Here is a 24,851-nt window from a genome sequence, read left to right on the forward strand (position 1 = left end):
CGGCGATGCTGCGCACCTGCCTAGGGCTGATTCTCCTGTTTGCGGTGGCGATCATCGGCACCCTCCTCTGGTATGCCGTAGAGCCCGCCGGCGTGATCGAGCAACGACTCGCCCAGCTCGAAGGGGTGCTCATCCTCTGGCGTCTTGGCCTGATCGCTGCGGTCGTTGCGGCCTGGCCTTGCGCTGTCGAGTTCCTTGGGAACCACCTGACGCCGCACCAGCGGCTGCTCCTGCACGACGCCCGCTGGCAGGTGGCCCTGTGGCTGTTGGTCCTGGAGGCCCTGCTCGGCCAGGACCTGATACCTCGGCTGGTAAGGCTGCTATGAACGTCCAGCATCCGCTCGAAGCCTTCACCCTCGTATTCGCGTGGATGCAGTACGAGACGATCTGGGAGATTCTGACGGGGACCGGGATCGCCTACATCCCGTTCCTCGTCTTTCTCGTCCAGGCGTTCTCCGATGCCTACACGGGCATGGAGGCGAAGGCCGGAGCGAAGCGCAGTGTCCACGCCATGGAGCTGCGCATCATCATGGCGTTCTCCGTCGTGGTTCTGGCAGCGCAGCCGATGATCGAGCTACAAACATCCGTGCTTGAGTACGAGGATCCCTGTGGCACGAATACCGACCCGGCGGATACGCCCTACCACGACGTCTTCGACAACTACATTACCCCGGCGCAGGTGCCGGCGTGGTGGTACGGGACACTGGCGATCGGCAGCGGCATCACGGGAGCGGCCATTGACGGGCTCGGCTGCCCCAAGGATTACGTTCAGACGCGGCTCGACTTCGACCGGCAGCGGATCAACGACGAGCAGGTGGCCGCCGAGGTCGAGCAGTTCGTCGAGGACTGCTTCATTCCGGCACGCTCGCGTTATCAGCGTGAGCGTCCGGATGTGGACCCGCTTCTCGATGACTACGGCGAGGACGATCCACAGTACATCGGATCCTACGTCTACCTGAACACCTACTATCAGCGCTACCAGGCATCAAAGCCGGTTGAGGGGTGGGACTACGAGGAGCAGCGCAGCGGCGCCTACTACGACGACAACCACCCTCCTCCGCATGGTCGGCCCTATTGCCACGAGTGGTGGACCGGCAACGCCGACGTCGGCCTCGATGGCCCCGGCTTGCGCAAACGGATCCTCGAGCAGATGGAACCGGGGTTCTGGGATCGGCTCCACGAGGTGTGGGCAGACTTCGCTGACGGAACCGAGCAGTACGAGGTCGAGGATGCGATGATCCAGCGGATCATCCAGAACGAAGCGAGCAGCGCGCCGATCGCCTCCGCCGACCTGGTCGCGACCGACGAAACCGCTGGGCAGGGCCTGCACGAGCGGGTCTTCTCGACCGTCGCGGTCGGGCTGGGCACAGCCTGGTACGATACGGTCGAGCACGGGCCAATGATGTACACGATCCGTTCGGCCGCACCCATGATCCAGTCCTTCCTGCTCATGGGCATCATCATGTTGCTGCCCTTCCTGCTAATCATCTCCCTCTACAGCTGGCAGACCGTGTTCGTCGCGACCTTCGGGATCGTGCTGATCAAGGTGTGGGACTACCTGTGGTCCGTCTCGATCTGGCTCGAGGAGAACATGGTACGGGCCATGCACCCTGACACGCTCTCCTACCTCGCGGCGAGCAACGTCGGCAACCTCCTCAGCCCCGACGGCGGAACCCAGGGGACGATGCTTATGATCATCACCGGGCTCCTGCACATCGGGTTGCCGCTGGTCTTTACGACCTTGATGGGCTGGGGGGGATACAAGGCTCTTAACCAGATCAACGCTGCGAGCTCCTCGACCACTGGTTCCGTGCAGAACGCCGGAACGCGCAGCGGTCAAGGAGCAATCAATGAAGGGAGGAAGCAAGCGAACATATAGAGTTCACCATGCGTCCCTTCGCGTTTCCGGCGGTTCATAAGGCCAACCCATGAGATAATCGTCCATTGATTTCATTTCCTTTATAGCGTAAATCTCGCTCTCGCCGGCGTGGTTTTGATGTTCTGCAGGGGGGGCTGGGTTCGTTCTCGCCCGTTCGCATACGTTACGAGCACCTAGCGAAACGAGCTCGCCGCCAAACCCCGCCACCGCTTCTGTAAGTCGCGGTAGCCCCCGCGCCCAACGCCGGAGGCCATGACGGAGCCCTTGGTGGTAGATGCCAACCCCCAGCTGGACAAGAAGCCAGAGCATAAAGATAAGTGCGATGAGGACGATGAGTTCCATAGCCCACCTCCGCGGCAGAGATACATCTATGCCGTTTCTTAATCAACGCCTACTTGAACGCTGTATGTCAAGGCTCCTGGAGCCTGTCATCTCGACCGACTTTATGGGCCAAAGCCTTGTCGAGAGCGCACCGCCCCCTCTCGACGCCCGATTAGCGCTCTACTCGGCACTGACCGCCACAAGGTTCAATTCGCCCCCAGAATCCCACGCGCCGGACTGCGGCAAATAAATCCAGCTTGCTCGCTCGGACCATGAGGGGCAAGGTCACGCGCTACGAGGCGCCACCCTGCGTGGGCTTTTCGCGGCCTTGAAAGACGACACGGTTCCGCCCCGCCCGCTTGGCCCGGTAGAGGGCCCGATCGGCGCGCTCGATCAGCGCGTCGGCATCGTCATCGGGCTCGATCAACGTGGCCCCGATGCTGACCGAGACTAGCCCGACCTCATCCGTCAGCGGTGAAGCCACCACGCTCTCGCACAGCCGCTCGGCGAGACTGCCCAGCCCCGCAGCATCCGTCTCCGGAGCCAGGATAGCGAACTCCTCGCCACCCCATCGGGCCAAGAGATCTGGCTCGCGCAGCTCGCCGCACAGGCGCTCGACGAGTTTGCGTAGGACTTCATCTCCGACCGCGTGACCGTAGGTGTCGTTCAGCGGCTTGAAATGGTCGATATCGAGCAGGAGCACCCCCGCGGGCGTGCCGTAGCGACGCCGTTGCCCCAACGCCTGCCCCAGGCTGTCCTCAAACGGCGGACGCCGATAGGCGCCGGTCAGGGCATCCCGCTCAGCCTGCTCGGCGAGCGTCTCGCGCTGCGCCTCCTGCGTCAGCTCGTAGGAAAGCCACTGCCCGAGCAGCCGCAGGAACTGGCGCTCGAAGCGGGTCAGCGGCGCGCGGGGTTCGGGACCGTAGATCAGGAGCACCCCGTAGCGCACCGCCCCGGCCCAGAGCGGCACGGCGAAGTAGGCGCCCACGGCGTCATGGTGCTCGTCGCACAGCGGATTCAGCCGCCGTGCGCCGTCTCCGCCGGCAAATCCCACGGGGCCGTCCCTTCGAGCGGTATGAGGCCTCTTGCCCTCCTCCCGTTCAAGCCACGGCTCAACCAGCTGTGGCTCCTCGGCGATCCGGTGAACGCAGCAGGCGGCGCAGAATTCTTTGACTATCCCGGTCGGGACCGCGTCGCACTCCGGATAGGCGGCACGAATGGTACACGTACCCTCTCCGAGGCGGCTGAGACGCGCACAAGGCAGGCCCATGACCTCGGTGCTCAGCCGCAGCACCTCAGAGAGCTTCTCATCCAGCGTCTGGTAAGGACTACCCGTAATCGACTGGAAGCTTCCAAGCCAGTGCTCTCGCTGGCGAAGCTCCTGCTCGGTGCGTTTGAGCCGTTCGATCTCCACGTGGGTGCCCATCAGCCGACGCGGCCGGCCATCCGGATGGCGCTCCACGATCTGGCCGCGAGCCTGCACCCAGAGCCAACCACCATTAGAGCGGCGGTAGCGGAACACGGTCGTGAAGGGCTCGCCCCGATTAAGCTTCGCCCAGACAACGCGCTCGGCCTTGAGCAGGTCGTCCGGATGCACCTGCGCCTGCCAATCCGCAAAGCCCAGTGTGCGCCCATCGGCCGGGTCGTGGCCGAGCATGCGCCAGCAGGCCTCGTCCCAGTAGATGGCATCACGTTCCAGATCCCACTCCCAAACACCGAAGGAGGCCGCCTCCTGTGCCATGCGGTAGCGTTCGCGCTCAGCCGCCTGCTCGGTGAGATCCATACAGATGCTGATCAGCCCGACAATCTCTTGGCCCTCATCGAGGATCGGGACCACGCTCAGCAAAGCCGGGAACACCCTACCGGTACGATGTATGGGTCGAATCTCCTCGGTAAACTCCTGACATTCGAGGCGAACTCGCTCGAGGACTTGAGCTGGCGGGTTCTGTTCGTCCGGCGAGGCGAGCATTCCCACGTTCTGCCCAATGAGCTCAGCGCGCGGGTAACCGAACAGCACCTCCGCGCCCTGGCTCGCCTCCTCGATCACGCCGTTGGTGTCCGTGCGGATGAGGCTGATCGAACGCGCGTGCTGGAAGATGGCCTCGTGCTGGCGTTGGCGCTCGCGCAGCACCTGCAGGGTTTCTTGGTATTCCGTGACGTCCTGGATGGTGCCCTGGATCACCCAGCGACCCTGCTCGTCGCGCCACTGCTGCGCTACTTCACGCACCCAGAGCACGCGTCCGTCCGGGCGCCGAATCCGGTACGTTCCCTCGCACGCGGAGCGATCCGAATCGGCCTGGAACTGGAACTCCGCCACCTGGTGGCGATCTTCGTAGGGAATTCGCTCCAACAGGTCAGCCACTTTTGGCTCAGGTCCACGCGGATCGAATCCCAAGAGTTCGTAGGTCATTGGAGACCACTCCACCGCCCCGGAATCCGGGTAGGTGCGCCAGTGCCCGATCTGGGCGATGCGCTCCGTCTCTGCGAGACGCTCGTTGGCCTCAGCCAGCGCCTGCTCGCGTTCGACCCGCTCGGTGATGTCGTTGATGTAGCCCCGGATCGCGATCCAGCGGCCTTGCTCGTCGAAGTCGATCACCGAGGACTCGTAGATCCAGCGCCATGAACCGTCAGCGGCCTGCAGGCGATAGGGGGAGGGCTCAATGGGCTGAGTCGATCTCGCCGCGCACCGGTGAGCCGCAGCGCGCTCATCGGCGGCGATCCGCTCGCGGTCCTGCGCGTCGATGAGCGCACCATAGGCGGTGCCTACCAACTCCTCCGGGCGATAGCCGAGGACCTCGGTCACGTTGGGCGAGATGTAGCGGACGGGCCAGCGCCCCGGCTCCGGCTCCCAGACGAAGGCGACGGTTGGGCCACCGAGGAAGAGGTTGCGCTCTTGTTCCAGCTCCCGGCTGGCAAGGCGCAACTCCAGCTCGTCGGTGACCATCTGCGCCAGGTCCTGAAGGGAAGTCAGGTCCGCGCCAGAGAACTCGCGCGGGCGCTGATCCTGCACGCAGAGCACGCCGACGGCGAAGCCGTCCGGCGAGACAATCGGCACGCCCGCGTAGGCACGCACATACGGTGGTCCGGTGACGAGCGGGTTGTCGTGGAAGCGCGCGTCCTGATGCGTGTCATCCACCACCAACGGCTCGGCGTGGTAGACGACATGGCCGCAGAAAGAGATCTGCCGTGACGTCTGACAGTCATCAATGCCGCGCGAAGATTTGAACCACTGCCTATCCCGATCCACGAACGTCACCGTGGCAATCGGTGCGGCGTAGATGTGGCAGACCATCCGGATGATTCGCTCGTAGGCGTCCTCGCGCTCGGTGTCGAGGATCGCGTAGCGCTCTAGGGCGGCCTGGCGCGCGGTCTCGTCCGACGGAATCAGGGCTGAGTACATAGACCGAATACCCGGTTCACGTTCCAGGGTTGGACTGACGACGTCCAGCGCTCTGTGCGAGTGCGGCATAGTGCTCGTCCGCCCTGCGAACGGACTCCAGGTAGAACCGGTTGAGCTGCCTCGCAGGCATGGAAAACTCATCGAGGCGCGACCAGTCCGCCTGCTCCTGCGCGATCGCCGCGGCGAGTATACAACCGTAGGGCCCTGCGCGATGGATCAAGGCCTCGCGGATCTCCGCCTCGAGGGGCAGCTGATCGCAGATCTCGTCCATGGCCAGGTCGAGGACTGCATCAAGGCCCGAGAACAGACCGATGGTGAACGCAACGTCCGAATTCGACCCCCCATAGTGGTGGCGGGTCAGCTCCCTGCAAACGTGCGCGCGGATCAGTAGGGAGCGGATCTGCTCGGCGGGCTGCCCCTCAACCGATGCCAGCGCGAGCAGCAGGGCCCAGTGAGAAAGCTCGCGCTGCCCCAGATAGAGGACGGCGGTGCGAATACTGTCGATATCACGGGCCGCAAAGACCGGGGAGCGGAGATAGCGCAACAGCTTGTAGCTCAAAGACAGATCATGGTTGATCAGGCGCTCAGCGCGGGCGATGTCGAACTCGGAATTGTAGAGTTCCGCGAGCAGTTCGAGGATGGCCACCCGGTCCGTGCTCAACGACTGCCCCCTCAGCGTGGCAGGCCGTGAGAGGAAGAAGCCCTGGAAGTAGCTGAACCCCGCCTTGCGACACAGCTCAAGCATCTGGTGGGTCTCGACCTTCTCCGCGAGGAGCTCCGGACCCCCGTGGCGCTTAAGCCATCGAGCGTGGCGCGCTACCTCCTGGTAAGACATATTGAGGACATCGACCTTGATCACACTCACGTAAGGGATCAGCCAGTGGCGCTCATCCTGGCCGAGGATGTAGTCATCCAGGGCAAGGCGGTACCCCCTGCTGGCGAGCCGCCGCAGGGCGAGGAGCAGGTCCTTGTCCGGCTCGATGTGCTCAAGCAGCTCTAGGACGACCTCATCCGGGTGGAAGGGGATGAGATCCTCGACGAAAAAACGCCGCGTCAGGTTGATATAGGCGGGATGGTTACCGGTGAGCTGCGCAAGGCTCAGGGAGTGGAGGGCGTGCTCGATCACACTCGCTGAGGCCGCATCGCCGTCGTCGAAGGCAGCATGCTCGGCATCGCCCTGGCGGTAGAGCAGCTCATAGCCGCAGACCTCGAGGTCGCGATTGTAGATTGGCTGCCGCGCCACACGGATCTGCCCCGGAACTTCCGCTTCCGGTTCGCCACTCATATCTCGCCCTTCTTGCTCAGCGCTGGTCCCTGCACCGCTTCCCGGTCTCTAGACATTTCGAACGCATAGTGCCACCTCAGCATGCCTTCGGAGAACTCGGGCTCGAGAACTCCTTGGTCGCTTTGCCGCTCTGCCCGACAGCATCAGAGGCGGGACAGTCTGGTGTGATGCGCGACATACTCCACCAGGCGCTTGAGCTCCGAGCGATCCAGCGGCTTGCCCAAGTACGCATCGAAGAGCGCGCCGCCGAGCAGGTCAGACACCTCGGTGCGGCCGTAAGCCGTGTACAGGGCGATCGGGACCCCCGGAGATCCTTTGGTTTGCTCTTGGGCGCGGATGCGCTCCGCCACCTGCTCCCCGTACAGATCCGGCAGGGCCCGATCGAGCACCAGCAGATCGAAAGCCCCTTCACCCCAAGAAGCCAGAGCGTCGGCGGCGTTCTCGGCCGTGGTCACCGAGCAGCCAAGCTGTTCCAGCATGATCCGGGCGAGCATCACGTTCGCTGGCTCATCATCGGCGACCAGTACGCGGAGGGAGTGCTCCGGTACATCGATAGCCTGAGACGACTCCACCCCACCAGGGTCCCCGTCACCGGCTCTCGAACTGGCGGCGGGTGCAGCCACCGCTGGCAAGGGCACGGTCACGCTGAACGTGGTACCGAGCCCCGGCGCGCTGTCCAGGTTGAGTTCGCCGCCAAGGAGGCTCAGCAGCTCCCGCACAATGGCCAGCCCCAGTCCGTGCCCACGCTGTGCGCCGGCGTAATACCCCCGGTCAAAGGCCGAGAAGATCTGCTCCTGCGCCGGCTGCGGAATCCCCGGGCCGGTATCGCGCACCCGAAAGGTGACCCGCTCGCCTTCCTGCGGGACAACCTCAAGGTCCACCCGGCCTTCATCCGTGTACTTCACGGCGTTGCTGAGCAGGTTCGAAAGCGTCTGGGCAAGCCGCGTGGCATCCCCCTCGACCCACTGCGGCAAATGCGGATCGACCCGGCAGCCCAGCTCCAATCCCCGCTCCGCAGCAAGATGTCGAAATTCGGCATGTTGGCAGTCGATCAACGCGTGCAGATTGAAGGGGGCCGGCGTCACCGCCAGCCGGCCCGCCTGCAAGCGGCTTAGATCGAGCAGCGAGTCGATGAGGCCGAGTAGCCGCTGCGCGCCCTGGCGGCAATACTTTATATACTCGGCATGCTGCTGTTCCGGAAGCCCGGGTTCATCGAGCAGCTCGAGGAAGCCCATCAGGGCGTTGAGCGGTGTGCGCAGGTCGTGGCTGACGGCGTTCAGGAAGGTGGTCTTGGCCTCCACTGCCTCCTTAAGCTCGCGCTCTGCACGCTTTTGGTCGCTCATGTCGAGGCTCACGCCGACCGCGGCTACCACATCGCCGCGATGATCGGTGACCGGGTGGATCGTCAACTGCGCCGGGAAGGTGCTGCCGTCGCGGCGGATCAGCTCCGTTTCTCGGCGAAGCGGCTCGCGCTCCCGGACCAGCCGTGTCACGTGCGCGTGGTCTACCTCCGGGTCGGTCACCAATTGGCTGGCGTGGCTGCCGATCAGTTCCTCGCGGGCGTAACCGAACAGCTCCTCAGCGCCGGTGCTGGCCTCCAGGATTACTGATTCCAGGTCGGTTTTGACGATGCTGACAGAACGGGCAGCCTCGAAAATCGCCTCCAGTTCGCGCTGCCGCTCCTGGAGCTGCTCGCGCAGCTGCTGCTCGGCCTGCTCGGCGCGGCGGCGCTCGGTGATGTCCACTCCCACCGCCTGAAAGTGGCTCAGCGCGCCGCTCTGGTCGAAGAAGGCGCGGTTGCTCCAAAGGGTCCAATAGGTTTGACCATCCGCGCTTATCACGGTGTTCTCATGGTGGCGCACCGGCTCCTGCGGCGTGAAGCTCGCCAAATACGCTTGCGCCCGCTCACCCTCATCCTCGGGCAGGAAGTTGATCCAGCGCTGGCCTATGAGCTGCTCCGGCTCATTACCAAGGTAAGCCCCCAGGGCAGGGTTGGCATAAGTGATGGTGGTATCGGGCAGGAAGCGCTCAATCATCAACGGCTGGTTCTCGACCAGGTCCCGGTAATGGGCCTCGCGCTCGGCAAGTTCGCGCTGGGTCCGGCGCTGCTGGGTCACATCTTGCGTCGTGCCGCGCAAGATGCATGGGCTTCCGTCGACGTCGAACTCCGGATAGCCGAGCTCTTGCAGGATCCGCTCACCGCCATCTGCTCGCACGATGCGGTGCTCGATCTCGTACGGTGCTCCCGTGGTTAGAGTGCGCTCGATGGCCTCCTTGAGGGCTGGAATTTCCTCGGCCAGTTGATGAGCCCAAAAGGTATCTAAGTCAAAAACATGTTCCGACTCGTCCAACCCATAGAAGCCGTAGATCTCATCTGACCAGTGCACCAAGCCGGAGGGGATGTCATAGACCCAGTGCCCCAGCCCGGCGATCCGCTTGGCCTCGGCGAGTTCCTGCTCGCGCCGGCGCAGCGCCTGCTCCGTCGCCTTAAGCTGTTGGATGTCGACGTACGTCCCCATCAGGCGCTGCGGGCGCCCGTCCGAGGCGCGCTGCACGGTCTGGCCCCGCCCCTGGACCCAGAGCCAGCCGCCATCGGCGCAGCGCAGGCGGAACTCAAGAGAGATCGGCTCGCCCTGCTCGATCAACCGCCATAGCGTGGGCTCAAGCTGAGCCCGATCTTCCGGATGCACCGAACTGCGCAAATCGCCGAAATTTAGGGGGCACCCGTCTGCCGGGTCGTGCCCAAGCATGCGCCAGCAGGCCGCGTCCCGGTGGATGGTGTCGTTCTGCAGATCCCAGTCCCAGACGCCGAAGCCAGCTGCCTCCTGTGCCAGGCGATATCGCTCCCGCTCGGCCGTCTGCTCACTCAGGTCCATCGCGGCACTGATCACGCCGGTGAGCTCGCCGGTGTCGTCAAGGATGGGCACCAGGCTCAGCAGGACCGGGAATACCGACCCGGAGCGGTGTACACGTTGGACCTCTTCGGTGATCTCCCGTCGCTCGTGGCGCAAGCGCTCCAGGAGCCGGCCCGGCACATGCCGCTCCTCCGGCGGATAGAACAGCCGCACACTCTCGCCGATGAGCTCATCACGCGTGTACCCGTGCAGCTCCTCGGCGCCCCGGCTGGCCTCCTCGATCACACCCGCCGCGTCCGTCTGGATCAGGGCGATCGAACTCGACCGGTGGAAGATGGCCTCGAGCTGGCGCTGGTGCTGACGCAGGGCCTGCAGCGTCTTCTGATAGTCGGTCACGTCTTGGACCGTGCCCTGGATAACTCGGCGGCCCTGGCCATCCCACCACTGCTTCGCGACCTCGCGCACCCATAGGAGGCGTCCATCCGGATGCCGAAACCGGTAAGATCCCTCGCAGGCGGTCCGCCCCGGATCGTCCAGAAGCTGGAACTCCGCCATTTGATGGCGATCCTCCTGCGGGACGCGCTTGAGGAGTTCGGCAAGGCTCGGCTCCTCCTCACGAGAGAAGCCACCGAGCTCGTAGATCATTGGAGACCAGATCAGCTCCCCGGATTCCGGGTAGGCGCGCCAATGCCCCAACCGCGCAATGCGCTCGGCCTGCTCAAGGCGCTCATTGGCCGTACCTAAGGCCTGCTCGCTTCGCTGTCGGGACCTTTCCGCTAGGTACCGGTCCGTAATGTCCAGATGATTGAGCACGGCGCCGCGGATCTGACCCTGCTCGATCAGGGGGGTACCCTGCATGAGGAACCAGCGTTCCCGATCTGGGGCATGGCAGGGATATTCATGCTCAAACGAGCTTGTCTCGCCGGCCAGCAGCTGCATGATGCCGTCGTAGGCCTGGGCTGCGTTGGGCTCGCGGGCCTCCATGGCGCCTTTCAGAACCCCCAGGTAGTCCCCCCCGACCTCCAGACTGGGGCCAGCGCCTGCGTTCTCCCTTGCGAAATGCCGCCACGCCGCGTTCACGAACGCGATCTGTCCCTTGGTATCAATCACGGCAATGTGGGAGTTGAGAGCGTCGAGACTGGCACGAGCGAGGTCGAGTCCACCGATGCTTGACGAAAGCTCGGCGCTCTGCGTATCCGAATGGCTAGACCCGGAAGGCATCGCTTGGTGTATTCCCGAGATTGCGGCGTAACAGAGTCCTGTTAGTGAAGGCCATTGCGACGGCCGACGCCTCGAGGAGATGACTCACGGCGCCGGTGAGCCATCGGTGCCGGTAATGTGAATGTTCTGCATGGTACGAAAGGGCAAAATACCAGACACACTCCTCCTTGAGCGCTTTGGACGGACCAGCAAAGACGGGAGTCGAGCCATCTGATCCGGTTATCACTGCAGCCCCGTAGCTCGCCGATCACAAAAAGCGCAGGGTGGTGGCTCAACCACTGACATGGCCTAGTCATACATAGGCTGGGGCTTTTATCAAGGACGCACGACGCCGCAGGTCGAGTTCCAGCAAGAGCGCGGTAGTGCGGCCGGACACTTGAAGATTCATATAGATGACACCGCGATCCGCCCAAGTGGACAACCAGTGGTTCAGTCGTAGAAGGGGTGAGAGCAGCGCCGGCGCCCGGCGGCGCGGATAAGGCCGTGCCCCCCTCAGGGAGCGGGCCGCTCGCCGCGCTCGAGTAGCTCGGTGAGCTGGTCCGCTCGCATGGGGCGCCCGAGCCCGAAACCCTGGCCGCGCTCGCACCCGAGCCCTTGGACGAAGGCGCGCTGCGCGTCTCTCTCGATCCCCTCCGCCACCACCGGCATACCCAACCCGCGAGCGAGGCTCACGATCCCACGAACCAGGGCCTCGGACTTGGCGGAGTTGCCGATGTCGCCGATGAAGGCGCGATCGATCTTAAGCGTGGTCAGCGGCAGGGCCTGGAGATAGGCCAGGGCGCTGTAGCCGGTGCCGAAATCATCCAGTGCCAGCTGGACGCCCATCGCCGAGAGCTCCCGGAAGACCGCCTGGGTATCCGCGTCGAGGTCAAGGAGCAGCGTCTCGGTGATCTCCAGCTCCAGGGCGCCCTGCGGCAGCCCGGTGTCGTCGAGGATCCGGGATACCAAGCCGACCAGGTCGCTGGCGTGCACCTGCCGCGCCGAAAGGTTGACCGCCACCTGCATCGGATACCCCTGCTCCAGCCAGGCCCGAGCCTGGCGTGCCGCCGCCTCCAGCGTCCACTCACCAACCCGGTTGATCAGCCCCGATGCCTCGAGGATCGGTACGAAGACTCCTGGCGAGACCGGGCCGCGCTCCGGGTGATCCCAGCGCAGGAGGGCCTCGGCGCCGACGATGCGCCCCGAGCCGAGATCGACCTGCGGCTGGTAGGCCAAGTAGAGCTCCCCGTCGTCCACCGCCCGCTGGAGATCGGCGCGGAGCGCGAGCTGCTCCCGGAGCCGTGCGCCAGCCTGCGCATCGGCGAGCCTGATACTGGAGGTGCCGTTCGCGAGGGCGTTGGCCGCGGCTGCCTCGGCCTGCCCGAGGAGCGCGTCAGCCTCCTGGCCGTCGTTGGGGAAGAGTGCCGCCCCGGCACACGCCGAGGCGAGCGGGCCTCGCTCGCGCTGGGTCGCCAGCTCCCGATTGACCCCCTCGAGCAGCTCGTGGAGGAGCCCGGTGAAGTGCTGCTCCGCCTCCGAGAGCCGCTCAAGGACGGCGATGATGCGCCCGCGGGCGGCGACACCAAGGAAGTGGGACTGGCCGGCGAGCTGTTTGCGCAGGCCGAAGGTCAGAGTATCGAGCAGCGCATCGCCGGGCTCTTCGCCCATGCCCTGGGTGATGGAAGCGAAGTCGCGGATCTCGACGGCCACCACGGCGAGTTCCTGGTCGAGCCGCTCGGCGCGGCGCAGCGCATCTTCGAGTAGCTGCAGCGTGTACTTGCGGTTGGGTAGCCCCGTGCGGGGATTAAAGTTCGCGTGGTAGTGAAGCCGCTCGGCCTCAAGGCGGTGGAGCTCGGTGACCTCCCGCTGCACCGTGACCAGGTAGCGGGCCTCGCTGTCTGGGGTAGTGACGGGGGCGATGTTCCACCGCACCCGGTAGCGGGAGCCGTCCTTGCGGTAGTTCCAGGCCTCCCCTTCGAACCAGCCGTGGTCGCGCAGGTCCGCCTTGAGTCGGTCCAGTACCTCGCGCTCCGTGTCCGGCCCCTGCAGCACGCGCGGCGTCTGCCCCACGATCTCGTCCGGGGTGTAGCCGGTGATGCGCGTGAAGGCCTCGTTGACGTAGATGATCTGCGGCCCCGGCGGCTCGAGTTCGGCAGTGGTGATAATGATCGCCTCGCCTGCCTGGCTGATCGCCGCCTCCAGCAGGCTCTGGCCGTCCCGCGCTGTCAGCGAGTCCGTGAGCGCCTGGAGCACCCCCACGGCGCCATCCGTGTGGTTCCCGGTCATCGTGGGTCAGACTCCCTGTCAGCGCCTCGATACGGCCGAGGGTAGACGATCCGGTCCCACGATCACCAGCACCGCTGGTTAGGGGGCGGCCCATGTTTCGGTCGAAGTCGTGTTCTACCGCTTCCAATGGGATATCGTTATCGACGCGGACCAGATTCACGCCACAACGGCTCATGTCACCTCGCGCATTCTGTTACGCCGTAACGGCCCAGCGGGCCGCCACCTCGCGATGGGTCATTGCCGCTACCCGCTCCGGTGGCCGGGGGTCACCCAACCGTGCAGTGCAGATCAGCGCTCAGGCGTTCGGTATCATCAATAGGGGGATCATATTCCACCTGGGCTCATCAAACGATAGCCCTATATTGTTGATACCCGACGGCGCAGAAACCGGCAGGGGTCATTTAACGGTCCTTTTATGATGCCAGGAGGCCACTTGTGCGCACGTTCGCCTATTGCCGCGTGAGCACCGTTGAGCAAAACCCCGAGAATCAGATCGGGGCTATCCGCCAAGCGGGCTACGATATCCAGGAACACCGAGTGGTCGTCGAGCACGTCAGCGGCAGTGTGGAAGCTCGCAAACGCCCCGAGTTCCGTCGGCTGATCGACGACAAGCTAGAGCCCGGAGACCGCCTCATCGTGCTCAAGCTAGACCGCCTTGGCCGCGACGCCATCGATGTACAGCAGACCATTGAGGCCCTGCACGCGCGCCAGCTATCCGTGGTCTCCCTCGACCTCCCGACCCCGGATCTGACCAGCGCCAACGGCAAGCTCATCCTGCAGATGTTCGCTGCCTTCGCGGAGTTCGAGCGCAACAGGATCCGAGAGCGCACGGCGGAGGGACTGGAGCGAGCTCGGCGCGAGGGCCGACGCCCAGGGCGCCCGCCGGCTAAGGCCACGACCGCCGCGGTCCAAAAGCTCAAGCTGCGTGGCTACTCGCAACGCCAGGTAGCGCGAGAGCTCGGCAAGGGCCTAGCGACCGTTAAGCGGCACTGGCACGCCTAACCGCCCGGCCCCTACCGCTCAGCGGCGATCGCCTCTGCCGGCTGCGCCGTGTCCCACAATACCCCCAAACCTTGCCGCACCCGGAGCGTCCACAGTATGCATCAAACGCATCCGTGAGGTACCGTACCTCGCAAACACACCAGCCTCGGAATATCGTATGGATGCGTATTTGGCTGACTCCCCTTTGCCACATGGGCATGACAGCAAGCATTACCAAGCCCTCCGCTGAGTCGCCGAGCGAGCTAAATCTAAGGACGCTGTGACTGCTTCGGGTTAATCGGCATTGCCATGAAGTGGTCCAATAGCAGCGGACACCCCAGCTAAGCCACACTAAGGGGAAAGAGACTGGAGGTGTCCTCATGGGGAAGGCGACCCGCCGCCGTTACAGCTGGGAGTACAAAAGGGCCGCGGTGGCTATGCACCGCGAGCAGGGCTACACCAAGGCAGAGGTGGCCCGGCGCCTCGGGATCGAACGCAGCATGCTCGATCGCTGGGAGCGGAAGCTGCACGGCAATGGCCAGGAGGCCGCACCGGCACCCGGCTCGGTCGGTGCTGGCGAGGACGAGCGCGATGCTGAGCTTCGCCGCTTGCGCGAGGAGAACCGTAAGTTGCGGGAAGATAAGGCCATTTTAAAAAAGGCGACGGCCTTCTTCGCCAACGAATAGTGCAGCGGTACGAGTTCATCGAGGCGGAGAAGGCGAACCACAGCATCGACCGGCTATGCCGGAACATGGAGGTCTCTCGCAGCGGCTACTACGACTGGCGCCGGCGAGAGACCCTGGCCCTGGAGCGGAGCATGCTGATCGAGCGTGTCGAGCAGTTGCATGAGCAGAAGCGGGGCAGCCTCGGCAGCCGCCGTATGGCGGCACGGCTGCGCAGCGAGGGCTATGAGGTGGGTCGCCACCGGGCCCGCAGCCTGATGCGCGAGGCGGGCGTTGAGTGCCGTCAGCGCCGGCGTTTCCGGGCCACCACGCTCAGCGATCACCGTCGCCCGGTCGCCCCCAACCTGCTCAAGCGGGACTTCTCGGCGCCGCGGCCCAACGAGGTCTGGCTCGCCGACATCAGCGCGGTCTGGACCTTCGAGGGCTGGGTCTACCTGGCGGCGGTACTCGACGTCTACGACCGGCAGATCGTCGGCTGGGCGATGGCCGAGCACATGCGCTCCGATCTCACGCTCCGGGCTTTGGAGATGGCCATCGGGCGGCGCCGGCCGACCCCCGGGCTCATCCATCACTCCGACCGCGGCAGCCAGTATGCCTCGGCGGAATACCGGGAGCTGCTACGTCGTCACGGACTCACCCAGTCCATGAGCCGGAAGGGGGACTGTTGGGATAACGCCCCAATGGAGCGGTTCTTCGGAACCCTGAAAAGCGAATAGACGGGCGGGCAGCGATACAGCACCCGCCAGGCAGCCTACGACGACATCGCTCGGTTCATCGAACTCGAGTACAACAGCGACCGCCATCACTCTTCGCTCGGGTATCTGACACCGCGCGAAAGGGAAATGGCCGCTGTTGCTTAACCGGGTGTCCGCTGTGACTTGACCAGAACACCATGTGGACTTCTCCGCTGATCTCGATTGCGTTCTTTTGCACGACCTCCAGTGCCTAGAAGGCCCGCTCAGAGCAGAGGCGCCCGCACCAACGGTCTTTTTACAAAACGAGTTTCAATCATAGCCTCCCCCACCCCCGAGGCCGCCTTCGGCTTTTTCATCCAGCCTTCAAAAAGCGACAGGAGTAACCCATGACAAACTCCCAACAACAATTCAGCGCCTCCAAAGAGCGGTGGACCGAAGGCGAACGACGCCTTATCAACGCCACCCGCGACGGCGGAATCGCCAATCTTTCAGCCCTGGACGATACAGACCGACACGTATCGGCCGCCCTAATCGTGGATCTGGCGACGAACGCGTTCGAAGACAAAGAGTTTCCGCAATGGCGCCTCCACGCGAACGGTCTATTCCTTAGGGGTGCCATTATTAACAAAAAAATCGATTTAATAAACAGGCGTGCGCCGGCGTCACTTGTTCTTGATACTTGCACCCTAAAAGAAGGGCTCACTTTAGAAGATTCCCGGATTGACGGAAGGGTCTTTCTCAACAATTCTACTATCGACCGACTGGCCGTCTTCTCCAGAGCGTACATCAACGGTCAGTTCGCGGCCATAAACGCAACCTTTCGCGGCCGTGGCGGTCCGGCAATCAAAGCCCAAGGCGTCAAAGCCACCGGTTGGTTCATGGATAACGCCGAGGTCAATGGTCTTTTACGCATCAACAGCATGGAACTCTCCGGTCAGTTCAGTGCAGACAACGCAAATTTCTTCGGTGAGAAAGACGAGCATGACCGGCGCGGCAGGGCCATCAATGCCCAAGACGCCAAAGCCAAAGACTGGTTCATGCGTGAGGCCGAGGTTAATGGCACGTTCACGCTGACCAGCGCGGAAATCGACGACCAGGTCGAAACAGACAACTCCACCTTCAACGGGTGTGGCCGCCCGGCAATCACTGCCCAAGGCGTCAAAGCAACCCGCTGGGCCATGGATAACTCCAAGGTCAATGGTCTTTTGACGATTAACAGCACAAAACTCTCTGGTCAGTTCAGTGCGGTCAACGCAGTTTTCTTCGGTGAGAGAGACGAGCATGGCCGGCGCGGCAGGGCCATCCATGCCCAAGACGCCAAAGCCAACGACTGGTTCATGCAAGAGGCCGAAGTCAATGGCACGTTCGCGTTGACCAGCGCGGAAATCGCCGACCAGGTCAAAACCGACAACTCCACCTTCAACGGGTGTGGGGGCCCGGCAATAACTGCCCAAGGCGTTAAAGCCACCAGCTGGGTTATGCGTAAGGCCGAGATTAAGGGTTTGTTCGACATCGCGGGCTCCAACATCAACGGTCCATTCATGGCCGAAAGATCCACCTTCCACGACAATCTGTTATTACAATACGGTACATTTCGAGGAGGCATATTCCTGCGCGGAGCAAACACCACAAAAAGGGGGGTCATAGCTCTTTACTCCGCGACCATAGAAAAGACCCTGGATTTTCGCGAAGCAACGCTGAAAACCGATCGCGCAGTGAGCCTGGACCTCCAGGCCGCCAACGTCCACGGCGATACTAAATTTAAAGGTGCCTGCGTTCATGGTTGTATCAATGCGGGGCGCACGCGGTTCACGGGACTCGTTGAGCTAAAAGCTCGTTCGTTGATGTCCGCCGGTTTTGCGCTTGAAGACGGGGAAAGTGATCCCAACCGTATCGGCACCTTTTCGGGGCAGGACTCCGCACGCGCTCTTTATGTCGCTGATTTCACGGATGCAAGGGTGGATGGGCGGCTTATCATGCCGGACAAGCAACCTTGGGGCATAATCTCTCTTTCACATGCCTATTGTGACGCTTTCGAGGATTCCGAGGGTGGATGGCCTGAACCACCGAACGAACAGAAGAATCCTCCCGGACTATTGTTGCATGGCTTCGAATGCAATTATTTCGTCAATCCAGCCGGCTCTCCCACTACCAATTCGGCAGGCGCCGGGCCAATGAGGATTAAATGGCTGGATCGCCAGTCGGCCGAAGGCATGGCGACCCATTTCAATCCCCAGCCATGGCGGCAGACGGCCTCCGTCTTACGGAGGATGGGGTACTATGTGGCCGCAAAAGAGGTTGCGATCGCGCGGCTGCGACGCGAACGGCGGGCACCGGATTCCACACGTTTTCAGAGCTTTGTCAGTAGCTGCCTTGACAGTGTAGCCGACTACGGCTTCAGTCCGTGGAAAACAGTTTCCTGGTCACTTTTCATAGTCGTAGCGTGTGCTTTGTTGTACGGATGTGGTGCGGCAAGCTGCGGGGGCTCCGAATTGTGGGATATCCCAAAGTTTGACTGCGATGATGAGAAGGTTTTCATGCAGGTTCGGCACGGCAGCATTGAGGGTAGCGATGGCACGTATCCAGCATTCAGTGCCCTCGCTTATTCTGCCGACATGTTCATACCCATCCTCGACCTTGGCGCGGAGAGCTACTGGCGGGCTAATACAGAAGCTTGGTTCTATAACGTCCCAATTGGGCATCTCATGTACTGGCTTTCTTTCTTTCAGCGGTTCATCGGCGCCATCTTGGTCGCCATCACCGTTACAAGCTTCATGGGCCTGCTAACACGCGGTGAGCAGTGATCGGGCGCAATAGCCTTTGTGACACCCCGCCATGGGCTTGGCCATTCGGCACAGTGAACGTCACAGCATCCCCACGTGCAGGCCGGGTGTCCGAGAGTGGACGGATATTGCTTAGGGACAGCGCCTTTCCTCACAAGGCTGTGATGACACCCATCACAGCCGCCCACTTTCGGAAAGTCTCGAATCGCAAGTTACAAAAAACCGGTACCCTAGGCCGCCCTCTTCTCCCTTCGGATTGTCACGAATCCGCGTCTATTGCTTTCCTATGACCGACTTAGAATATTTGCCACCGTGGCTAATTCTCCCGATCCTTTCAGAACGCATCAATCTTGCCTTCTTTTTGCGCGCCAAGCTGCGTCAACCGACCCCAGCCCGTGCCGATCACTTAGAAAACCGGACATTGGCCACCCCATCAACCTCTTGCGCCACTTGGCAGAAGTTACCTTGCGGAAGGGCATATGGATGATGAGTATGAATACATGGCATCACCGGCACAAGAGAAAAAGGGAGGCGCCCTGAAGCACTAACCTTCTCTAAAATTTTCTCCATGTCGCTGGTAACCTCCCCCAAGATATCCGGCGCGCCGTTCAACCGTGTACGGAGTTGACCACAATCCCGTTCCAAAACGATATCGGTGAGCCACGTTACACGCTTGTCCAGCTCATAAAAAGGGCCTAACTGAAAAACAATTAAGCGAGGTTCATCAGCGCCTTCACCCCCCCAGCCGACGGCAATAACCCCTTTCGTTTCAAGGGATGTATAGTCCGCTTGCATAGCTTGGAACAACCAGATAACCGCGTTTTGCAAAACTTGCAGCGCTTCTAATTTACGAATGAACTGCTTCTCTGTCAAAGAAAAACTCCCATCAAGGCTAATGACCATATCGTCACGAATCCGGTAGGCGTTGTGCCCGACAGCGTTTCGCAACCGAGGGCAAAAAGCTTGCTCAACAGTTGCGTGCAAAGAGGGGTAACATCGCATACGTCCTTTCAGATGATCCGCCACCACCCCCTTTTTTAATTTCCCACTAGCGTCGCGGAATCGCGCTAGGTCGAGATCAAGCGTACCTGTTCTAGCCACCTCGATCAGATTTAATAGAAAACGAAGCGGTAACTCGACCTCATATTTTCTCTGGTATTGGAGAAGCGACTGGTGCGTTAAACCGTCACAGAAAAACGTATCAAACAGGTTTTCCCATTGAGCCTTGAAAAAATCAGTTGGTTCTCGGTACGCCTTAACAAGTCTTCGCATAACATCCGAGTGTGATCTTTTGGTATTCTCAACCATACTCATTAAGTCATGATGAACTCCGACAAACCCCTTCGCGGCTGCGAAGAAGGGCACAAATGAATTCCTATAGTATCCGTAGGCACGGACATCCTGGTTGGCTACAGCGCTGTACCCCGGCACTCTGAGCTGGTACGAAGCGGAAGCCGGACACCCATTCTGAATCCACTGCTCGTGCTCCAACCAAGTGAGCTGGAGCTTATAAAGCTTTACTGGGTCTACTTCGGCCATGGATACATCCATTTTATTTGTTAACCGATGTTTTATTACCTCATCGAATCATGAGCGCACGCTCTATCGGCGGCTATTGGTTTTTCTCGGCTCATCCCTGGACCTAACATGCTGCTGAAAACCCGGTGTCCCAGTATCATAGACGGGGTTGTTGGAAGCCGAGCATGAGGTAGACGGATGCGCGGTGAAGACGTTGGTCAGCAGCGCCTGTTCAGCTATGGCAGCCCGGAATCCCGCATACCTGCCAACCATCCGCTGCGCCAGATCCGCGCGCTGGTGGACGAGTTGTTTGAGTCCGTCTCCGAAGAGTTGGACGCGGTGTACCCGTACACGGGTCGACCCTCGATCCCGCCAGAGCGACTGATCCGTGCCCTGCTGCTCCAGGCGCTGTACTCCGTCCGCTCGGAGCGGCTGCTCGTGGCGCAGCTCGACTACAACCTCCTGTTCCGGTGGTTCGTCGGGCTCGAGGTGGATGACCCGGTCTGGCATCCGACTACCTTCACCAAGAATCGCGACCGGCTGATCGAAGCAGACGTTGCGCAGCGGCTGCTTCAGGCGTTCACGGAGATCCCGCAAGTCCGCCCGCTGCTCTCGGATGAGCATTTCTCGGTCGACGGCACGCTGATCGATGCCTGGGCCTCGATGAAGAGTTTCAAGCCGATCAGCAGTGATGACGAGGATCCGGGCGATGGTGACCCCCAAGGTGGCGGGCGCAATCCGACGGTGAACTTCCGCGGCCAGAAGCGGAGCAACGACACCCACGCCTCGAGCACAGCCCCGGATGCTCGCCTTTACCGCAAGGCGGACGGGCAGCCGGCGCAGCTGTGCTATATCGGCCATGCTCTGACGGAGAACCGCAACGGACTGATCGTGGACACGCGGCTGACCCGGGCCAGTGGCACCGCCGAGCGCGAGTCGGCGTTGGAGATGATTTGCAACATCCTCTCGGAAAGAAGCCGTCTGACACTCGCCGCCGATGCCGGCTACAACACCCGAGGGTTCGTCCGCCGTATGCGCCAATGCGAGGTCACGCCCCATGTCGCCCAGAAACGCCGCTTCAATGCCATCGACCAGCGCACGACGCGTCATCCTGGGTACGAGGCCAGTCAACGTATCCGCAAGCGTGTCGAGGAGTTCTTCGGCTGGTCCAAGACGGTCGTTAGCCTGCGCAAGACGAGGTTCATTGGCCCGGACCGGGTGGGGTGGGAGTTCAGCTTCGATGCCTTGGCCTACAACCTGGTCCGCACGCCGAAACTACTCGGGGTCAGCTGAGATGGGGGTGGTGTGCCTCCACCCCCTGCACTCAGGCGCCGAGCGAGCTCGGAAGCGGGGCATCCCCCCTGCCGGCCCCCTTCACCTCGTCGATTATCGTCCACGAGCGGCTTCATTCCGGGCCCCCAGTGGCCTCGAGCACTGCGTTTCTCAGCACCCTGCTAAGCCCTGAGACTACAGAGAATTATCCACAGCGTCTTCTAGGGAAGACAACGCCTCGTGCCCAGTAATGGGCGTCAAGAGGCCCCTTCGTAACACCCGCCGATCGCCGACTGCCCTGCATCCGCGACTTAGACACAAGTGCTGTCAATGGACCCGCTTCGAACTGGGCCACTCCTCTGACTAGAGGTACTTCTTAAAGGTGCTCGCGGCCACCACGACGGCCAGGGCATTGAGGGCAGCAAACGGGAAGATGATCCATGCCGGATGCACCGCAACCGGCATGGCGAGGTAGATCACCCACGCCAGGATCACGGTCGGCACGAGCATCCGCTTGGCATGGTGGTAGACGAAGGCGCTCTCGCGGCCACCGCCCCAGCGGCGCAGATCCCGTTGCACAAGGCCATCGACCAGAGCCACGAGGGCGAACAGAAAGAACACCGGCATGGCGAGAGTCAGCACGGCCAAGCGCACCGCGAAGACCTGGGTGATGGTCAGTGCCGAGAGGACATAGGGTTCCACCACATCGTAGCCGCTTCGCAAGGCGGCCTGGACACGCCCACCCTGTGGATCCGGCGACTCGGCGAGCCAGGCCAGGACGTGCTCGAGCCCGGTGAGCTCGACCAGGCCGCGGTAGGTGGTCTCCGCAAAGCCCTGCGCATAGCCGGCCGGGTCATCAGTGAGCAGCGCGCGCCCGTAGTCGCTATCCAGGTGCTCGATCTCGGCAGCGAGCATATTCCGGCTATGCTGGACACCAGCCTTCTGCCAGACCCACGTCTGCCCGACCCACTCGGCGAGGATCGAGAAGCCGAGGGCTACGAGGAGCCATAGGGCGAACGACCCGACCCCACCAAACAGCGCTCCGAACCATCCCGATTTCGACTTCTGCGGCGTGCTTTGGGTCCTCGTGGCGACCATCACTGCCCCTCCTGTACCAAGGGGATCGGTTCCGGACGCATCAGGTCCTCGCCGGTGTTGTAGGACTCGTCCATGCGCTCGGCGATCTCGGCGATATGCTCTGGCATGGCGGGGTCATTGCCGGGCTGAGGCAGCGGCATCCGGATCTTGTAGAGCTGGCCGCCGTTGAGTAGCGCGAAGGCCTGGCCCTTGGGCAGTGCGAGGACATCGGCCGGGGTGAGCATCGGCGTCTTCTCGACGCTGAGACGGTCCTCATTGCGGGAGGTGAACTGCTCGCTCGCCTCGGTGTCGGCCGAGTCGTTGACGCCACTGACCTCCATCAGCGTGTTGATGCGCACCTCGGGCAGCTGCGCGGTGAGCATTTCGGCGGTGGCGTACTCCTTCACCCGGAGCATGATCAGCGTATTGAAGTTGCCCGCGACCTGCCCGGACTTGGGCTTCGAGCCCAAGCGGGCCTCAACGTCGCTCCAGGTCTGGGTGTACGCCGTGACCTGGAAGCCGCTGCCGCCGGCCTTGTTGAGCATCGGCACGAACTCGTCGCCGATAAGCTCGTTGAACTCGTCGGCGTGGATGTTGACGACCGGCATCCCGCTTCGCCGTTCCGGCATGCCGACGTCCTGGCCGTGCTTGTAGATTTGCCCGGCAACCGAGCACAGGTCGGCGAACATGGCGTTGCCAACCGCCGCGGCCACCTCGGTATCCGCGAGGGCATCCAGCCCGACGTAGACCACCCCGCCAGTGCGGATGATCTCACGCCAGTCCAGGATCGGTCGCGGGTCGCTCGTGTCGCTGTAGTCCGGAGCAATGAGCTCGGCGCTCTTGCCGGTGGTCAGCTTCTCGAGCAGCGGCAGCAGGGAGGCCACGATCTTGTCGAAGTAGGTCTTGTCGTACTCGAAGGCCGAGCGCAGCCCGTCGGCGACCGGGTCACTCAGACTGCGATCCTTGGCATAGAGCACCAGGGCGACGGCCCGCGGGTCACGTCCCTGCATGTGCCGCGGGACCTTGCCGTCTTCCTCCTGCTGGCGCACTGCCTCGCGCCACCCCTCCTGGCCAACCTGGCTGAGCCAGTGCTCGTAATACTCGACGAGCAGCGGCTCGATCTGCGAGACGTCGCGCAGGATCTGCCGGTAGTCGGGGCGCGTGCCCAGCGCCACCCGCGCCTGGGCGACGACGTTGACAAAACGCCAGGCGAACTCCCGGAACGCCGCCGAGTTGCCCTCGCTCGGCAGCGGCCGGGTGGTCCGGGTCGCCACCTCCGTGATCCGCCCGAACGAGCCCACGGCGTTGTAGCGCGCCGAGTGCTCCGGGTAGCCGAGGTGGAACATGAAAAACTGATCCTCCCGCCCGGCCCGGCAGGCCTCCGCGTAGACCCGCTTGAGGAGCTCGGCATCGCCCTTGGGGTCGAAGACGACGACGGTCTCCTGGCGTCGAATGTCCTGGGCGACGAGCAGCTCCTCGAGGCGGGTCTTGCCGACCCGTGTTGTGCCGAGAACGAGCGTATGCCCGACCCGCTCGCCCAGGTCCTGATAGACGTCGCGCTCATTCGGCTCCACGCCGTGCAACGCCGGCCGGCCGCCGACCGGCGGCAGCGGAGCGAGCGGATTCCACCACGCGCGCTGGCTCAGCAGCTTCGCTACGGCCTGGAGGACGGGCTTGTTCTCCCACTCGGCCTCGATACGACGAGCCCACTCGTACACCGGGCCGGGCTCGATGTAGCGCTGCGCCTCGGGCTTGATCGTGTCCCAGAGCCGCTGCGTATGCTTCTGCGTCCAGCGAAAGCCTCGACCCAGGTAGAGCCAGTTGCGCGCGACCGGGATCTGCCGGGACGTCATGCGGAACTCCGGCAGGGTCCGGAGATTGCGCTGGTAGCGCAGGATCCACCACCCCTGATACCCCCGCGCGATCGCGACGGCACCAAACACCGCAGCGGTCCCCCAGGCCAGCTCCCGATTCATCATCAGCGCCCACGGCGCATAGGCGGCGATCACCGCCGCCATGCCGGCCGTGGCCGCCGAGTAGAGCTCCACCGGGGGACGCAGGAGCGCCTCAACCGGATGCTGCCCGCTCATTGCTTCGGCCCCTCCGGGGTCAGGATCACGGGGTAACGATCCACGCCGAAGTGCTCCGCGAAGCCGTCACCGGGGCCGACCTGGACCCAGATGCCGTCGGCGAGGTCGCGAACATGCTCCAGGTCTGCCCGATCCTTGGCCTCGACCAGGACACAAACCGCGCCCGCAGCCAGCAGGTCCTCGCGATGCTGCGCCAGCCACCTCAACGAGCCCTCATCGCGACCGATCAGGCACAGGGGGCGCGGGAGCTCGGCCATGCGCTCGCGATGCTTGCGCTCGACCCCCTCCTCCAGGCGCCCGAACTCCATGCGCTCGGTCTCGACAGGCAGCAGGCTCTGCGCCGCGTCGGTCACCTCCGGCTCGGGAGGATCCGGCATGGACAGGGGCTCCGGCTCGCAGCGCAGCGCCTCGAACGAGTCCTCGAAGCGCTCGATGTAGGGATCAATCGACTCACCGCCGCCGGCGTCCACCTCAAGCTCAAAGGCCGCCGCTGAGCCGGCAAAAGCGAGGCCCAGGCTGAGCACCA

At 63.0% G+C, this 24,851-nt stretch carries 13 protein-coding genes and 1 pseudogene; 6 read left to right on the forward strand and 8 right to left on the reverse strand.

All coding sequences use genetic code 11. From position 1 onward, the window contains the following. The first annotated feature begins 5 nt into the window (after nt 1-5). Both LRG07_RS02505 and LRG07_RS02510 read left to right on the forward strand, forming a co-directional pair. Nucleotides 6-326, forward strand: a complete 321-nt coding sequence (locus LRG07_RS02505; RefSeq protein WP_238641704.1) for a histidine kinase — start codon at nt 6-8, stop codon at nt 324-326. Continuing rightward, complete coding sequence (locus LRG07_RS02510) at nt 323-1,879, forward strand: conjugal transfer protein TraG N-terminal domain-containing protein (RefSeq protein ID WP_238641705.1); 1,557 nt, start codon at nt 323-325, stop codon at nt 1,877-1,879. The genes LRG07_RS02505 and LRG07_RS02510 overlap by 4 nt, the downstream gene beginning before the upstream one ends. Before the next feature lie 613 nt (nt 1,880-2,492). On the opposite strand, the gene LRG07_RS02515 is transcribed toward LRG07_RS02510, so the two are convergent. The 4 genes from LRG07_RS02515 to LRG07_RS02530 all read right to left on the reverse strand — a co-directional run bounded on the left by LRG07_RS02515 (nt 2,493) and on the right by LRG07_RS02530 (nt 13,226). Beyond that, complete coding sequence (locus LRG07_RS02515) at nt 2,493-5,600, reverse strand: PAS domain-containing protein (RefSeq protein ID WP_238641706.1); 3,108 nt, start codon at nt 5,598-5,600, stop codon at nt 2,493-2,495. A gap of 16 nt (nt 5,601-5,616) precedes the next feature. Then, nucleotides 5,617-6,885, reverse strand: coding sequence for an EAL and HDOD domain-containing protein (locus LRG07_RS02520; RefSeq protein WP_238641707.1), 1,269 nt, complete (start codon nt 6,883-6,885; stop codon nt 5,617-5,619). 143 nt (nt 6,886-7,028) lie between these two features. Next, complete coding sequence (locus LRG07_RS02525) at nt 7,029-10,961, reverse strand: PAS domain S-box protein (RefSeq protein ID WP_238641708.1); 3,933 nt, start codon at nt 10,959-10,961, stop codon at nt 7,029-7,031. Nucleotides 10,962-11,453: 492 nt separating this feature from the next. Beyond that, complete coding sequence (locus LRG07_RS02530) at nt 11,454-13,226, reverse strand: bifunctional diguanylate cyclase/phosphodiesterase (RefSeq protein ID WP_238641709.1); 1,773 nt, start codon at nt 13,224-13,226, stop codon at nt 11,454-11,456. A gap of 435 nt (nt 13,227-13,661) precedes the next feature. Between LRG07_RS02530 and LRG07_RS02535 the strand changes: the two genes are divergently transcribed. The 3 genes and pseudogenes from LRG07_RS02535 to LRG07_RS02545 all read left to right on the forward strand — a co-directional run bounded on the left by LRG07_RS02535 (nt 13,662) and on the right by LRG07_RS02545 (nt 18,389). Further along, nucleotides 13,662-14,228, forward strand: a complete 567-nt coding sequence (locus tag LRG07_RS02535) for a recombinase family protein (RefSeq protein WP_238641710.1) — start codon at nt 13,662-13,664, stop codon at nt 14,226-14,228. 359 nt (nt 14,229-14,587) lie between these two features. Then, nucleotides 14,588-15,750: pseudogene (locus LRG07_RS02540) on the forward strand (IS3 family transposase). A 221-nt stretch (nt 15,751-15,971) separates the two neighbouring features. Further along, nucleotides 15,972-18,389: a hypothetical protein gene (locus LRG07_RS02545; protein ID WP_238641711.1), complete on the forward strand. Its 2,418-nt coding sequence runs from the start codon at nt 15,972-15,974 to the stop codon at nt 18,387-18,389. A gap of 381 nt (nt 18,390-18,770) precedes the next feature. Here LRG07_RS02545 and LRG07_RS02550 read toward each other — a convergent pair whose 3' ends face one another. Continuing rightward, complete coding sequence (locus LRG07_RS02550; protein ID WP_238641712.1) at nt 18,771-19,907, reverse strand: hypothetical protein; 1,137 nt, start codon at nt 19,905-19,907, stop codon at nt 18,771-18,773. Between the two features lie 177 nt (nt 19,908-20,084). On the opposite strand from LRG07_RS02550, the gene LRG07_RS02555 reads away from it, so the two are divergent. Next, nucleotides 20,085-21,179, forward strand: a complete 1,095-nt coding sequence (locus LRG07_RS02555) for an IS5 family transposase (RefSeq protein WP_238641713.1) — start codon at nt 20,085-20,087, stop codon at nt 21,177-21,179. A 342-nt stretch (nt 21,180-21,521) separates the two neighbouring features. On the opposite strand, the gene LRG07_RS02560 is transcribed toward LRG07_RS02555, so the two are convergent. From LRG07_RS02560 to LRG07_RS02570, 3 genes are read right to left on the reverse strand one after another with little or no spacing between them, the layout of a single operon-like run. Beyond that, entirely contained in the window at nt 21,522-22,256 is a 735-nt protein-coding gene (locus tag LRG07_RS02560) for a TIGR03747 family integrating conjugative element membrane protein (protein ID WP_238641714.1), read from the reverse strand. After that, a complete protein-coding gene (gene traD, locus LRG07_RS02565) occupies nt 22,256-24,325 on the reverse strand; it encodes a type IV conjugative transfer system coupling protein TraD (protein WP_238641715.1) in 2,070 nt (689 codons plus the stop codon). The genes LRG07_RS02560 and traD overlap by 1 nt, the downstream gene beginning before the upstream one ends. After that, nucleotides 24,322-24,849, reverse strand: coding sequence for a PFL_4695 family integrating conjugative element protein (locus tag LRG07_RS02570; protein ID WP_238641787.1), 528 nt, complete (start codon nt 24,847-24,849; stop codon nt 24,322-24,324). Before LRG07_RS02570 ends, traD begins: the two co-directional genes overlap by 4 nt. Between the last annotated feature and the right edge of the window lie 2 nt (nt 24,850-24,851).

Source organism: Halorhodospira sp. 9622 (genome assembly GCF_022228025.1).
GTDB classification, from domain to species: domain Bacteria; phylum Pseudomonadota; class Gammaproteobacteria; order Nitrococcales; family Halorhodospiraceae; genus Halorhodospira; species Halorhodospira halophila_A.

Bases quoted from the DNA above. Each gene is read 5' to 3' on its own strand.
- LRG07_RS02515 (WP_238641706.1), bottom strand. From the start codon at position 5,600: ATGTACTCAGCCCTGATTCCGTCGGACGAGACCGCGCGCCAGGCCGCC.
- LRG07_RS02550 (WP_238641712.1), bottom strand. From the start codon at position 19,907: ATGGCCGAAGTAGACCCAGTAAAGCTTTATAAGCTCCAGCTCACTTGG.
- LRG07_RS02555 (WP_238641713.1), top strand. From the start codon at position 20,085: ATGCGCGGTGAAGACGTTGGTCAGCAGCGCCTGTTCAGCTATGGCAGC.
- LRG07_RS02525 (WP_238641708.1), bottom strand. From the start codon at position 10,961: ATGCCTTCCGGGTCTAGCCATTCGGATACGCAGAGCGCCGAGCTTTCG.
- LRG07_RS02560 (WP_238641714.1), bottom strand. From the start codon at position 22,256: ATGGTCGCCACGAGGACCCAAAGCACGCCGCAGAAGTCGAAATCGGGA.
- traD (WP_238641715.1), bottom strand. From the start codon at position 24,325: ATGAGCGGGCAGCATCCGGTTGAGGCGCTCCTGCGTCCCCCGGTGGAG.
- LRG07_RS02520 (WP_238641707.1), bottom strand. From the start codon at position 6,885: ATGAGTGGCGAACCGGAAGCGGAAGTTCCGGGGCAGATCCGTGTGGCG.
- LRG07_RS02530 (WP_238641709.1), bottom strand. From the start codon at position 13,226: ATGACCGGGAACCACACGGATGGCGCCGTGGGGGTGCTCCAGGCGCTC.
- LRG07_RS02505 (WP_238641704.1), top strand. From the start codon at position 6: ATGCTGCGCACCTGCCTAGGGCTGATTCTCCTGTTTGCGGTGGCGATC.
- LRG07_RS02510 (WP_238641705.1), top strand. From the start codon at position 323: ATGAACGTCCAGCATCCGCTCGAAGCCTTCACCCTCGTATTCGCGTGG.
- LRG07_RS02545 (WP_238641711.1), top strand. From the start codon at position 15,972: ATGACAAACTCCCAACAACAATTCAGCGCCTCCAAAGAGCGGTGGACC.